This is a genomic window from Comamonas humi, assembly GCF_054782535.1.
In genome coordinates this window covers 135578-149227 of sequence record NZ_BAAGSH010000008.1, presented here as the reverse complement: position 1 = coordinate 149227, position 13650 = coordinate 135578, and the positions used below count along the sequence as shown (strand labels likewise).

The window sequence follows — 13650 nt, the reverse complement described above, 5'->3', positions numbered from 1 at the left end:
ATTCCCCTCACTTCCACAGCATCAGCTGCTCGACCACGGGGCCGAGCGCCAAGGCCGGAACATAGTTCAGCAGGCCCACCAGCAGCACGGTGCCGATGAGCAGAAAGACGAACAGCGGGCCATGCGTGGGCATGGTGCCCTCGGTGGCCGCGATGCGGCGCTTGCCCGCCAGCGAGCCGGCCAGGGCCAGCACCGGCACGATCACGCCGAAGCGCCCGAACCACATGGCCACGGCCAGCAGCACGTTGTAGAACGGCGTGTTGGCCGACAGCCCGGCGAAGGCGCTGCCGTTGTTGTTGGCCGCGCTGGTCAGCGCGTAGAGGATCTCGGAGAAGCCGTGCACGCCCGGGTTGGCGATGCCGGCGCGCCCGGCCTCGCTGGTCACCGCCACGGCCGTCCCGGCCAGCACCAGCAGCGGCGTGACGAGGATGGCGATCGAAGCCATCTTCATGTCGTAGGCCTCGATCTTCTTGCCCAGGTACTCGGGCGTGCGGCCTATCATCAGGCCGGCGATGAACACCGCCAGCACGGCGAACACCAGCATGCCGTACAGGCCCGTGCCCACACCGCCGAACACCACCTCGCCCAACTGCATGTTGACCAGCGGCACCATGCCGCCCAGCGGCGTGAACGAGTCGTGCATGGCGTTGACCGCGCCGCAGGAGGCGGCCGTGGTCACCGCCGCGAACAACGCCGAGCCGGTGATGCCGAAGCGCAGCTCCTTGCCCTCCATGTTGCCGCCGGCCTGCCCAGCATGGACCAGTTGATCGACGCCCAGCGCCGTCCACTGCGGGTTGCCCTGCTGCTCGAAGGCCATCACCGCCACCGCGCCGGCGATGAACAGCACGAACATCGCGGCCAGCACGCTGACGCCCTGGCGCGCATCGCCCACCATGCGCCCGAAGGCAAAGCACAGCGCGGCCGGGATCAGGAAGATGGCCAGCATCTGCGCCAGGTTGGTGAGCGCCGTCGGGTTCTCGAAGGGATGGGCCGAGTTGGCGTTGAAGAAGCCGCCGCCATTGGTGCCCAGCAGCTTGATCGCCTCCTGCGACGCCACCGGGCCCATGGCCAGGGTCTGCGTCGGGCCCTCCAGCGTCTGCAACTGCTGGTAGGCATCGAAGTTCTGCACCACGCCCTGCTGCACCAGCAGCAGCGACAGCAGCAGCGCCAGCGGCAGCAGGATCCATAGCGTTGCCCGCGTCAGGTCGACCCAGGCGTTGCCCAGGCCCTGCGCGCTGTGGCGCGCAAAGCCGCGCACCAGCGCGACGAGCACCGCGATGCCGGTCGCGGCCGACAGGAAGTTCTGCACCGACAGGCCCAGCATCTGCACCAGGTAGCCCATGGTCGACTCGCCGCCATAGCCCTGCCAGTTGGTATTGGTGGCAAAGCTGATGGCGGTGTTGAAGGCCGAGTCGGGGCTGACGCCCGCCATGCCCTGCGGGTTCAGCGGCAGCCCGGCCTGCAGCCGCTGCAGCGCATACACGGCCAGCGCGCCCAGCGCGTTGAACAGCAGCAGGGCCAGCGCGTACTGCAGCCAGCCCATCTCGGCCTCGGCGCGGACGCCGCAGGCCCGGTAGAGCGGCGCCTCCACCTTCGCAGCAAGCCGCAGCCGCCCGTCCATCACCGCGTGGATGTACCGGCCCAGCGGCCAGGCCAGCAGCACCAGGGCCGCGCAGAACACGGCCAGCAATATCCAGCCTTGGTTCGTCATGAGAATTTCTCCGGGTTCAGCAGCGCCGCGACCAGGTACACCAGCAGGCCTACCGCCACCAGGGCGCACAACACATACAGCCAGCTCATTGCTTGCCCTCCAGTCCCGCGCATCCCCGGGCCATGGCCACCAGCAGCAGCCAGAAGGCCAGGCCCATGGCGAGGTAAACGACATCCATGTTTCTCTCCTTGTAGGTGCATGCGGCGGGTGATTAACATTCAAAAAAGATAGCTTCTTGCGCTTGTTACATGGTCAATTCCAATATCTTTCTATTTGAATAGCTCATGTAACAAGCGCCAGCGGCTATGCTTTTTGATAGCTTCCTTCACCTGCATGCACCAGCCCATCGTAGAAAGACGGGCATCAAGATGGGGACAAGCTTTGGCCCGGCGGCATCAAGAAAGCATCAAGAAAGCCGCATGGCGCCGGCAATCTTGATAACTTCTTGATGCCCGGCGCCGGATACTTGCGCCATGCCCGAAGCCCCCTCCCGCCCGGACCCCGACCAGCTGCTGCACCAGGTGCAGGCCGACGATGCGCGCGCGCGCCGCGGCGCGCTGAAGATCTTCTTCGGTGCCTGCGCCGGCGTCGGCAAGACCTACGCCATGCTGTCGGCCGCACAGACGGCCGCGGCCCAGGGCATCCCGGTGCAGATCGGGCTGCTGGAAACGCATGGCCGCCACGATACCGAGGCCGCCGCCGCCGGCCTGCCCCGGCTGCCGCGCAAGCCCCTGCCCTACCGCGGCAAGGAGCTGCCCGAATTCGACATCGACGCCGCGCTGGCCTACGGCGCCGAACACGACAACGCCCTGGTCCTCGTGGACGAGCTGGCCCACAGCAACGTGCCGGGCTCGCGCCACCCCAAGCGCTGGCAAGACGTGGAGGAGCTGCTGGCCGCCGGCATCGACGTCTGGACCACGATGAACGTCCAGCACCTCGAGAGCCTCAACGACATCGTCAGCGGCATCACCGGCATCCAGGTCTGGGAGACCGTGCCCGACCGGTTGTTCGACGAGGCGCACGAGGTGGTCGTCGTCGACCTGCCGCCGGACGAACTGCTAGAGCGCCTGCTGGCCGGCAAGGTCTACCTGCCCGAGCAGGCCCGGCGCGCCGCCAAGAGCTTCTTCCGCAAAGGCAACCTGCTGGCGCTGCGCGAGCTGGCGCTGCGGCGCACGGCCGACCGCGTCGACAGCGAGGTGCTGGCCTACCGCCGGCGCGCGTCGGTGCAGCCCGTGTGGCCCAACCGCGAGGCCTTGCTCGCCTGCATAGGCCCCGGCCCGGGCATGGAGAAGGTGGCCCGCAGCTGCGCGCGCCTGGCCAGCCAGCTCGGCCTGCAATGGCATGCCGTGCATGTGGAGACGCCGGCGCTGGCGCGACGCTCCGAAGCCGCCCGCCAGGCCACCTACCAGGTGCTGCAGCTGGCCGAGCGCCTGGGCGCCACCGCGGCCACGCTGGCGGCCCCAGATGCCGCCGCGGCGCTGGAGCGCTATGCGCGCGAGCACAACCTGTCGCGCCTGGTGATGGGCCACCCGGCGCGGCGTCTGCCCTGGCGCCAGGCGCTGGCCGAGCGGCTGATGCAGCTCGCGGGCGACCTCGACATCCTGCAGGTGGCCTTGCCCGCTACCACCAGGCCGGCGGCACGGGTGCCGCAGCCTGCGCGCCGTCCCGCGATCGCCTGGCCCGGCTATGCCGCCGCGGCCGCCGCCTGCATGGCCACCGCGCTGCTGGCCACGCCGCTGGTGGCCGTGCTGGAGCTGTCGAACATCGTCATGCTCTTCCTGCTCACTGTGGTGGGCGTAGGCCTGAAGTTCGGCCGCGGGCCGGCGGTGCTGGCGGCCTTCCTGGGCGTCGGGCTGTTCGACTATTTCTTCGTGCCGCCGCGCTTCTCGTTCGCCGTCAGCGACGTGCAGTACCTGGTGACCTTCGCCGTCATGCTGCTGGTGGCGCTGGCCGTGGGCCAGCTCACGGCCGGCCTCAAGGTGCAGGCCGAGGCCGCCACGCAGCGCGAGCACCGGGTGCGCGGGCTCTACGGCATGTCGCGCGACCTGGCCTCGGCGCTGCTGCCCGGACAGGTGGCCGAGCTGGGCCAGCGCTTCGTCAGCGCCGAGTTCCGCATGCCGTCCACGCTGATGCTGGCCGACGACGCCGGCCAGCTGCGCACCATCCCCGGCGGCACCGCGACCGTCGATGCGGGCATCGCCCAGTGGTCCTTCGACAAGAGCCTGCCCGCGGGTATGGGCACCGACACGCTGCCCGCGAGCCGTTGCCTGGTGATGCCGCTCAAGGCCATCATGCGCACGCGCGGCGTGCTCGTCATCGAGCCCGGCGAGCGGCTGACGCTCAGCCCCGAGCAGCGCCAGCTGCTGGAGACCTGCGCCTCGCTGCTGGCGATCTCGCTGGAGCGCATCCACTACATCCAGGTCGCGCAATCGAGCCTGGTGCAGATCGAGTCCGAGCGGCTGCGCAACTCGCTGCTGTCGGCCATCTCGCACGACCTGCGCACGCCGCTGGCCTCGCTGGTGGGCATGGCCGATGCGCTGGAGCTGCCCCCATCCGCACCCGATGAGGCGCAAAGGCAGATCGCCCAGTCCATCCGCCAGTCGGCGCTGCGCATGAGCGCGCTGGTCACCAACCTGCTGGACATGGCCCGGCTCGAGGCCGGCGCGGTGCAGCTCAACCGCCAGTGGCAGCCGCTGGAGGAGGTCATCGGCAGCGCATTGTCGGCCTGCGCCGAGCCGCTGGCCGCGCACCCGGTGGCGGTCGATCTCGCGCCCGACCTGCCGCTGCTGCACCTCGACAGCGTGCTGTTTGAGCGCGTGCTGGTCAACCTGCTGGAAAATGCAGCCAAGTACACACCGGCCGGCACGCCCATCGCCATCACCGCGCGCACCCACAGCCAGGCGGTGCTGCTGACGGTGGACGACCAGGGGCCGGGCCTGCCGCCGGGCAAGGAGAAAACCATCTTCGAAAAATTCGAGCGCGGCCACAAGGAAAGCGCCACCCCCGGCGTGGGGCTGGGCCTGGCCATCTGCCGGGCCATCGTACAGGCCCATGGTGGCAGCATCACCGCCGCCCACCGCGCAGGCGGCGGCGCGAGCTTCACCGTGGCCATCCCCATCGGCCAGCCGCCGTCCGACGACGGCAGCCAGGTGGACCTGGCCGGAGCCAACGCATGAGCGAGCTGCGCGCCAAGATACTCGTGGTGGAGGACGACGCCGGCATCCGCCGCTTCATCCGCCTGACGCTGGAGTCCGAGGGCTACGAAGTCTTCGAGGTCGGCAACGCCACGCGCGCGCACATCGAGGCCGGCACGCGCCGGCCCGATGCCATCGTGCTCGACCTGGGCCTGCCCGACGGCGACGGAGTGGACCTGATCAAGGAGCTGCGCGGCTGGTCGCAGGTGCCCATTGTGGTGCTGTCGGCACGCACGCGCGAATCCGACAAGATCGAGGCGCTCGATGCCGGCGCCGACGACTACCTCGTCAAGCCCTTCGGTTCGGGCGAGCTGCTGGCCCGCATGCGCACGCAGTTCCGCCGGCACTTCCAGCAAACGCCGGCGGGCGACAGCACCATCGCCTTCGGCGACATCACCGTCAACCTGATCGCCCGCACGGTGGCGCGCGGCCCCGAGCCCATCCACCTCACGCCCATCGAGTACAAGCTGCTCACTCACCTGATCCGCGAGCCCGACCGCGTCATCACCCACCTGCAGTTGCTCAAAGCCGTTTGGGGCCCGGGCCATGAAGATGATTTGCACTACGTGCGCGTACACATGGCCAACCTGCGCAAGAAGATCGAGCTCGACCCGTCCAAGCCGGTACACCTGACCACCGAGTCCGGCATAGGCTACCGCTTCCGCGGCCAGCGCTAGCCGGCAAAGCGCGCCCCATGCAAGTGCCGTGCTGGCAATGCGATGTGGAACCCCACGCAAGGTAAACAGGTTATTGATGCGGCTTGAGCCAAAACCACAGCGCAGCAGCCGCCGCCAGCCATAGCGCCACGATCATCACTGCGCCGAATCGGCTGCGCGGCTTGGCCCCTTCCTCGCGCATCCAGTCATCGGCCTGCACACGGCATTGCGCCAGCACCTCGGGCGGCAGCAGCTTGACGGTCAACCAGATCAGCACGGGCAGCAGGATCACATCATCCAGATAGCCCAGCACCGGGATGAAATCCGGAATCAGGTCAATGGGACTGAGCGCATAGGCCACCACGAACAGTCCTAGCGCCTTGGCGTACCAGGGCGTGTGGGGATGCTTGCCGGCAAACCACAGCGTCACGCCATCGCGTTTGATGCGCTGGGCCCAGGTCTTCATGGAGGCGCTGATGCTCATGCCGGAAAGTGTGGCACAGCGCAAGCAGTCGAATGCGGATCGAGCTCAGACCCGGCGCATTGGCGGCGGGCGCTGCATCCTGGCCAATGCCTTGGTGGTGGCCTTGACGGACGCCTTGCGCCTGGCCGCCAGCCAGCCCACGCCAAACCAGGCCCTGGGGTCCGTGTCTGCCATCTCGCGATAGAGGGTGCTTGCCACGCGCTCGTCGTTGAGGCGCCCCAGCGCGGAGAGCGCGGGTTGCAGGCTGCCCAGAAACTTGCCGGCTTCCCCTTGGATGGCCGGGGCCGCGAACTCCGCCAGGAAACGCAGGCGCTTGAGACGCTTGCGCACGCGGTGCTGCTCGTCGATGGAAAGGGCCTTGAATCGGCCCGCATCCTTGTGCACCTTTTTGTACAGCGCGCGCAAGCGCCGATGCAAGTATTTGCGCGTATCGCGGGCTGCGAGGGAAGCCCCGGTCGTATCCGGTGCCCGGCCGTCGGCAAGGCACACGGTAAAGCCCATGAGGGCGATCAGCGTGGCCTGGAAGGCCGGCGTACGGACGATGTCCAGCGGCGACGCGATGCCGGCCGGCGCCGGCGCATCGGTCGGCGGCGCACCTGCTTCCTTAAGCTCGGTGCCAATGGTCTGCACCGCCTGCTCGCGGTCGCGCAGCTCTCCCAGGCCGCGAAATGCCTCCACCAGCGGCGGCTCCCACGCCGGGTCGAAGGCGCCCGGAGCCAGGGCGTCCAGTTCTCGCAGCACGGTGCGCAGCCGGCGAATGCCCGTGCGCAGCTGGTGCACGTGGGTTTCGTTGCCCGAACCCTCTACGATTTCACTGGCGTTGCCCAGGATCTGCGCCAGGCAATTCGCCACGGCGGCGCGCTGCAGCGCCGGCCCGCGGAGAAACTGGCGGATGCCGCCCGGCGCCACCATGGCCCGCGCCTTGGTCGCGGGCCGGCCCCACTCGGCCGCGAGCAGGCGCTCTCCGCGTTCGGCCTTGGAAACCGTGTTCACCAACAGCCCGTGCTGCGCCGCCCATTGCCTGGCCAGTTCGACCAGACCGGACACCGGGCCCTCCTTGAGTTCCAACTCCAGCTCGCACACGGGCGCTTGCTTCTCGCGCTCGCTGCCGCCATGGGCCACGATCTTGCCGGTATCGAGCGCCATCTCGACCACTCCGCCATCGAACGACAGGTTGCGGATGGCGCGGTCGATATCGGTGCGGTAGATTTCCTCCAGCGGGCCTTCGGTGCCGTCCAGCGCCTCACGCAGTTGCTTGCCGGCTTGAGTGCCGGCGTGCAGCTCGGGCTGCACCGACGGATTGGAGGCTTCCACCTCCACGTCATGCTCCTCCCGGTCCAGCGGGCCGTCGCCTCGAGCCTTCACGGTCTGCACCCACCTGTCGCCCTCCTTGCGCAGGCGCAGTGCAATGCCGCGCGACGCGAGCGCACCGCCCTGTGTATCGAAGTAGCGCGCCTGCAGCCGCACGGTGGTGGCATCGCCGTGCTGTGCCGCGGCCTGCAGCGCGGCCAGGCGACCAACGGGAATATGGAACTTGAACTCGACTTCCATCAGTGACCTTTCAGAAGGCATTGCGCGCCGTTCGCGGGCCATGAGGGACGCCGCAGAAGAGAGCGCTGAAGCGGCCCTCGCCGTTGCACCTCAGGGTTGTAGAGATCAATTCTGCAATCTCCAATCGAGCAAAACAAGGGAATGGAGCGGAATCTGCCCTGCGGCGGGGAACGGTTCCGGACCTACCGTAAGTTCATCCGCGAGGATTACCAGCCGCCGAAGCCTGAATTGCGCATTGTGGGAAGCCGGTGATCGGTGCGATTTCGGTGCGAAATCGGTGCGAATTTCAGGACTCCACAGGACACTACGGGACAAGAAAAAACCGCCACACACCTTGGTTTTCAGTGTGTGGCGGTGTCTTGAGGGCTGGCGGGAATTGAATGAATGTTTTCAGGCCCTATGAAACCTAGATTGCTTCACTTCAATTTTGCCGATTGTTCCCCCGTTTGTTCCCCCGCTTTGCTATCATTTTTGAAATCAGATAGTTACGCGCCAAACTTCCCAACCTACATCAACACCTCGGAGATTGAAGTTCCCCTAGGGAGCCAAGTCATGGAAACGGGGAAATTTGACCCTATTCTGCCTGGGCTCCAGGCTTAGTCACAACCAAGTTTCCATGCACTTGCTGAAGCCACAAGGGATAGTTCTCTCAGCATCTGCCCTATCCCAATGTCCGTACCCAAGGTCCCAACAACCGCCGTAAGCTCCACACGGACGCTAGCAACCTCCTCTGGGATCTGCTCCAGAAATAGCTGCGTATTCCGGCTGACTTGATCGCCTGCGCCGGTTATGGCTGACCAGCCCGCTGGTCGTGACCGGCTGCGTTCGGCCGTAGCCGCCCTTGGAGTTGTTCCTGGAAGGGACTGCTTTTGGTTGCGTGAGCGGTCTGTCGTTGGATGGCAGACTTGATGAGGCAGTGCGATAAACCGAGGGTACCCATCAGCGGTCCTTCGTGTCGGCCAGCGATCGCCCGACAAGAGACATTCATCCGGCAACCTCAAAGCGGTCTGTCATGCTCTGAAACCCATGGTGTCCAGCGGGCTGACCGTCTCGCTCGCAGCTACTTTCAGCACATGCGTGTAGATCATGGTGGTCGACACATCGCTGTGGCCGAGCAGCTCCTGCTCCGTGCGGATATCGGTGCCAGATTGCAGCAAGTGCGTGGCAAAGCTGTGGCGCAGGGTATGCACAGAAACGGGCTTCCAAATGCCTGTCTGGGCCTCGGCCCTCTTGATTGCGCGTTGCAACCGTTCTTCAAACAAATGATGGGGGCGTAGAGCATGTGTGCGGGTCGATGGAGAAAGTGGGCGATGGAAACAACCAGCACCACCCCCAAGTACTGCCGAAAGGATATTTTTGCTTCAGCGCATGCGGTGTTTGCACACCGCCGCGTTGCGCCTGCCGGCCCTCTTCCCAAACATGACGGGCGTGCAAAAGCTGCTGACGCAATGCGGGAGCCAAAGCACGCGGCAACATCACCATCCGATCCTTGTTGCCCTTGGCTTCGCGCACGACGATCACATGGCGGTCAAAGTCCACATCCTTGATGCGCAGCCGCAGTCCTTCCATCAGGCGCATTCCCGTGCCGTACAGCAGTTGCGCCAAGAGACGCATGTCCGAGTTGAGAAACTGGAACAGCGCGGCCACTTCCTCCTTGGTCAGCATACTGGGAATGCGGCGCTTTTGCGCCGGGCGGCTCACACCATCCAGCCAAGGCAAATCGATGCTCAGCACTTCCCGATATAGAAACAACAACGCGCTGAGGGCCTGGTTGTGCGTTGATGCCGATACCCTGCGCTCGGTGGCCAGCATGATCAAAAAAGCCTCCACCTCTGGCGCCCCCATGTCACGCGGATGACGCATACCTCCGGTGCGGCCATGCCAACGAACGAAAAAGCGCACCCAGCACAGGTAGGCCTTCTCGGTGCTGAGGCTATAGTGCCGGTAACGAACACGCTCCCGGACTTGGTCCAACAGTCGTGTGGAGCGCAAAACAGGTGTGCCGGGTTTCATGGAATTTTCATGCCTGTGTTTTTACACAGAAAATCGATCGCCAACCCAGGCTACAAGCCACTTTCAGGAGGAAGCCGTGCCCAGAATATCTCGCCTCGTCCAGCTTATTCCGCAGGTTCTGCGGGATACATTGAGTTAGGGCGCATTGATGAACTTTCCCGTGAGCATCAAAGGCGTAATACTCCCGGAGCCCGGGAAATGCGTCCTGGCACTTAACGACCGCGATGAGTGGGAACTTTCCGGTGGTCGTATTGAACTTGGCGAAACTCCTGAAGAAGCCGTAGTTCGTGAAATCTCAGAAGAACTTAGGCTAAAAGCCGACGTTGCTGGGCTTATAGACTGTTATCTATTTGAGGTTATCCCAAGCAAGCATGTCTTTGTTGTCAATTATGGCTGTGTGCTCAAGGAGCCACTCCTACCAAAGCTCAGCTATGAGCATCTGAATATTCAAGCGTTTCCAGTTGAAGACCTCCCAAGCAATTTGCCTTTGGGATATCAAAGCTCAATAAAAGCATGGGCTACTGCGCCCTAGCTATTCGTTCAAGCCGACACCGCTTCGCGGCACGGTTTAACTCAGGTATTAGGCCCCTGGAAATCCGACCATGACCATCTCTGACAGCGACACAAAAATCTTATGGGGACGGGCAGCTGGAATCTGCTCAAATCCTGCATGCAGAACAGATCTCACAGTAATTCTCGACCAGAGAGGTAGCTTCAACGTAGGTGAAATGGCACACATCATCGCCAGGAGCACCACTGGACCGAGAGGTACCGCTGCGGGAGGCTCCGATACCTATGAAAACCTGATCCTGCTGTGCCCCACATGCCACAGGAAGGTAGATAAGGCGCCTCCAGGCGAGTACTCCGAACAATTGCTTCATGATTGGAAGGATCAACATGAGGCGGCCATCCGGTCAATTGGGCGTGAGCGCCAGTTCCCGACACTCGGCGCGCTCAAGACGTATGTAACGCAAATGCTTGCGGAGAACAAAGCTCTCTGGCAGCACTTTGGCCCCCAATCTACAGCAGCATTGACAGATCCTGGATCAAATCTGCACATAGTATGGGCCTTACGAAAGCTCGACAGAATCCTCCCGAACAATCGCAGAATCATTAATGCAATCGAAGCTAATCGACACCTATTGGACGCACAGGAACAAAATGCTTTTCTTGACTTCCAAATTCATGCAACAGCCTTTGAAGCGAATCAGTACCATCGTCTAAGCTCCTATCCAACATTCCCCCCCGAATTCGAAAGGCTGTTCTCACAATGAGCAACAACAATGGCAATAATGCATGGGGCGTACCCTTTTCAGACATAACTTGGTTTGAACGACTACTCCAAAATCACGACAACGTAACCAACATCCAGCGCCACGACGACATCATCTTTGAGATTGACAGGACAAGGCAGTCGGATCATCTCAAAATCATGTGCTGCAGGCAGTACACAATGAGCATAACACTTGTTCAAAAGGCACTTTCTGATTTCGGCAAGCTAAATATTATTTATATTGGCGGAGGCTGGAACTCCTACGATACAGATGCCAAGCTCTTCTGCATTCAGCAACGTATTGGTCTATACACAACCCCCGAGATGTCTGGGGGGCTATGGGAAAATGACTACTGGTCCTACGAGAAGCCTGATTGAGCGCGAGCTTCAGTTGATAGCGTCGCAGCAAGTTGGCGTGCAAGCGCTATATGGATTTGGATCGTTCTTTCGATCAAATGTATTTTCGGATATAGACATCGTGCTTGTGTTTACTTCGGATTGCGAAGACACCTTGGACGTTTTTGAGGTCTTCTTGGGGCGAGTTAGCTTACTTGGTCAGTGCGTCAACACCCGATTTGATGTTACGCCTCTCACCACCACCGAATTTATGCGAAAGCCGCTACGTGAATCAGACTCGCTCGTTCCAATTTTCAATCGAGGCGCCACATAAGCATTGATTTACAAACTCGCGCGGAGCGATTTTGAACGACCAAGCACCTGCCGCCAGGTCTAGCTGGGCGGTCAAGCGGACGCCAACAAGGGCCATGCCTTCGGCATTCTCATGGCCCTTGTTGATGCCCCCTGCCTTCGGCCCCGGCGCCGCTTACCTTGAGCGGTGAATGTCTGCTTCTTGATCCCGCCAGCGGCGGCTCATGGCCGCTCTGTGACTGTCACAGAACGACCCTGAGCAGCCACCCAGCTAGCAGCTTGAAAGCCGTCACTCATTGGCCCGCATGGCCTGAAAAACCTCGATTTCCTGCAGCCCGATATCTCGCGATGCCACAAACCGTACTATTTCATAAACAGGCGCACCCATTGCACATAGGCCTGCTCCGTGCGTAGACTATAGTGCTTGTCACAAATTCGTTCACGGGCTGATCCAGCAACCGTGTAGCACGCAACACAGGAGAGGCGGCGGGTTTCATAGCTAGATTTGGCACTGTATTTTCATTCAGTGCACCTGCTACAGGGCCAAGCTACAAGCCCCTTGCGGCATTTTTTGCGTGCCAATTTAGACCGCAAGCGCCAGATATGGCCTGCGGGTTGACACGGTCTACATTGCGTTAGGTGCGCGAGGAGATTTGATGGTTGATCGGACAACAGCAGCTAGTCTCTACGAACAAGCCAGAGAGCTGGCATCTCAAACTCCAGCCATTGGGTGCAAGCTTGCCGGTAACTGCGTAACCGTGCATTTCGGAATGCTAAAACTAGCAAGACAGATATTCGGCTCAACAACGAAATTTGTCATAGGCCACATCGAGATGGGCGGTGCGGAACGCTTTCATTTCACTGATAAAGATGTGTCGGATTGGCGGTCTGGCGCAAGGAAGCCGCTTTACAACTTGCATGCATGGCTAGCTGTCGGCTCAGATTTTATCGATCTAACGCTAGCTCCAACAATCCATGAGATTGAGCCTAAACTCCTCCCACCCCACCTTACATACATAGATCGAGAGACCGCTGCCGAGCACGGGATTATCTATATGCAGCGTCTCGAAGGGGACTGTGTTCCATTTGAGCTAGGACTACTTCGTTGACGAGCGCACCTAACAATTCATTCAAGCCGACGCCGCTTCGCGGCGCGGCTTAACTCAAGCGTTAGGTTTCACAATCCACCCATGAAGCTACTCGTCGATCTCATCGCAGAGCTCTCTTCGTCGCAACCGAGCCTGACCGATGCGCTGGTGAAGACGAAGGTTCTTCTTCACAAGGTTGGAAGAAGGGATCTCGTGGAATGGGTTAACCACGAGATCAACGGATACCCAGACGAGGCCTCACTTCCCTCGTATCGAATCGTCTCGGCTCATGTAAAAGGCAATGTCACGAACAATGCCTACTCCTATACAGACCACCCTTTACCAACGATGCATCTCACAGAGAAGCAGCGCAAAGGATTTGAGGAACTGGAGATGCGAGATTCGATTGTGGTACTGGAAGGTCTCGCCAAAAACGACACGAAAGGCTTGCAGAGGCCTCTTCCGATTGAGTACGCAGCGCTGTTCAACAAGGCGCTCACCAACGGCTATAGAGTTCAGCAAGCTTGGTGTGACATAGGAATTGGTCGATTTGCTCAAATTACTGTGCAGGTTCGATCAAAGTTGCTGGACTTCCTTCTCGATCTCAGCGAGAAGATTGGGGCAGATATGTCTGAAGACGAAATCAAACACGTTGCCCAGTCTCCAGAGACTGGCTCAATGTTTAACAACGCCATCTTTGGCGACAACGTCACTATTCTTGTCGGAAATAACAGCCAGCAAAAGGTTCACATTGAAGTTGCTCGCGGTGACTTCAATGCTCTCGCTGAGTTTCTCAAATCTAACAAGGTCTCTGAGCCAGACATTCAAGCTCTCAAAGTGGCCGTGGAAGCAGACGCGACAGCGCCAGAAGTTAGCGAAAGGCGTCTTGGCCCTCAGGTCAAGTCTTGGTTATCCTCAATGTTGGGCAAAGCGGTGGAGACCGCTTGGCAGATCGAGGTGGGGATAGCCGGCGGGTTGCTCACAAGTGCGCTCCAGAAGTACTACGGCTGGTGAAACCTAACCCTCCCATCG

At 61.7% G+C, this 13650-nt stretch carries 13 protein-coding genes; 7 read left to right on the top strand and 6 right to left on the bottom strand.

What is annotated here, in order from left to right:
• Positions 1–7: 7 nt before the first annotated feature.
• Positions 8–1711, bottom strand: coding sequence for a potassium-transporting ATPase subunit KdpA (kdpA, locus tag ACYVKR_RS10575; RefSeq protein ID WP_460480851.1), 1704 nt, complete (start codon positions 1709–1711; stop codon positions 8–10).
• On the bottom strand, positions 1708–1800 hold the full coding sequence (kdpF, locus tag ACYVKR_RS10570) for a K(+)-transporting ATPase subunit F (RefSeq protein ID WP_460480849.1): 93 nt from the start codon (positions 1798–1800) through the stop codon (positions 1708–1710). Before kdpF ends, kdpA begins: the two co-directional genes overlap by 4 nt.
• Before the next feature lie 384 nt (positions 1801–2184).
• Between kdpF and ACYVKR_RS10565 the strand changes: the two genes are divergently transcribed.
• Together ACYVKR_RS10565 and ACYVKR_RS10560 are read left to right on the top strand one after the other, a co-directional pair.
• On the top strand, positions 2185–4887 hold the full coding sequence (locus ACYVKR_RS10565; protein ID WP_460480848.1) for a DUF4118 domain-containing protein: 2703 nt from the start codon (positions 2185–2187) through the stop codon (positions 4885–4887).
• Positions 4884–5582 carry a response regulator transcription factor KdpE gene (locus ACYVKR_RS10560; RefSeq protein ID WP_460480847.1) on the top strand — a complete coding sequence of 233 codons (699 nt, stop codon included), beginning with the start codon at positions 4884–4886 and terminating at the stop codon, positions 5580–5582. The genes ACYVKR_RS10565 and ACYVKR_RS10560 overlap by 4 nt, the downstream gene beginning before the upstream one ends.
• Before the next feature lie 70 nt (positions 5583–5652).
• On the opposite strand, the gene ACYVKR_RS10555 is transcribed toward ACYVKR_RS10560, so the two are convergent.
• From ACYVKR_RS10555 to ACYVKR_RS10540, 4 genes are all read right to left on the bottom strand, one after another.
• Positions 5653–6045, bottom strand: coding sequence for a YkvA family protein (locus tag ACYVKR_RS10555; protein WP_460480846.1), 393 nt, complete (start codon positions 6043–6045; stop codon positions 5653–5655).
• A 45-nt stretch (positions 6046–6090) separates the two neighbouring features.
• On the bottom strand, positions 6091–7596 hold the full coding sequence (locus ACYVKR_RS10550) for a CYTH and CHAD domain-containing protein (protein WP_460480845.1): 1506 nt from the start codon (positions 7594–7596) through the stop codon (positions 6091–6093).
• Positions 7597–8606: 1010 nt separating this feature from the next.
• Positions 8607–8843, bottom strand: a complete 237-nt coding sequence (locus ACYVKR_RS10545) for a tyrosine-type recombinase/integrase (protein WP_460480843.1) — start codon at positions 8841–8843, stop codon at positions 8607–8609.
• Positions 8844–8850: 7 nt separating this feature from the next.
• Positions 8851–9609 carry a site-specific integrase gene (locus ACYVKR_RS10540; RefSeq protein ID WP_460480842.1) on the bottom strand — a complete coding sequence of 253 codons (759 nt, stop codon included), beginning with the start codon at positions 9607–9609 and terminating at the stop codon, positions 8851–8853.
• A gap of 160 nt (positions 9610–9769) precedes the next feature.
• Here ACYVKR_RS10540 and ACYVKR_RS10535 point away from each other — a divergent pair, with 160 nt between their 5' ends.
• The 5 genes from ACYVKR_RS10535 to ACYVKR_RS10515 all read left to right on the top strand — a co-directional run bounded on the left by ACYVKR_RS10535 (position 9770) and on the right by ACYVKR_RS10515 (position 13632).
• On the top strand, positions 9770–10141 hold the full coding sequence (locus tag ACYVKR_RS10535; RefSeq protein WP_460480841.1) for an NUDIX domain-containing protein: 372 nt from the start codon (positions 9770–9772) through the stop codon (positions 10139–10141).
• A 70-nt stretch (positions 10142–10211) separates the two neighbouring features.
• Positions 10212–10883 carry an HNH endonuclease gene (locus ACYVKR_RS10530; protein ID WP_460480839.1) on the top strand — a complete coding sequence of 224 codons (672 nt, stop codon included), beginning with the start codon at positions 10212–10214 and terminating at the stop codon, positions 10881–10883.
• Complete coding sequence (locus ACYVKR_RS10525) at positions 10880–11260, top strand: hypothetical protein (protein WP_460480838.1); 381 nt, start codon at positions 10880–10882, stop codon at positions 11258–11260. The genes ACYVKR_RS10530 and ACYVKR_RS10525 overlap by 4 nt, the downstream gene beginning before the upstream one ends.
• A 926-nt stretch (positions 11261–12186) precedes the next feature.
• Positions 12187–12639 carry a hypothetical protein gene (locus ACYVKR_RS10520; RefSeq protein ID WP_460480836.1) on the top strand — a complete coding sequence of 151 codons (453 nt, stop codon included), beginning with the start codon at positions 12187–12189 and terminating at the stop codon, positions 12637–12639.
• Positions 12640–12720: 81 nt separating this feature from the next.
• A complete protein-coding gene (locus ACYVKR_RS10515) occupies positions 12721–13632 on the top strand; it encodes an AbiTii domain-containing protein (protein ID WP_460480835.1) in 912 nt (303 codons plus the stop codon).
• Positions 13633–13650 lie beyond the last annotated feature (18 nt).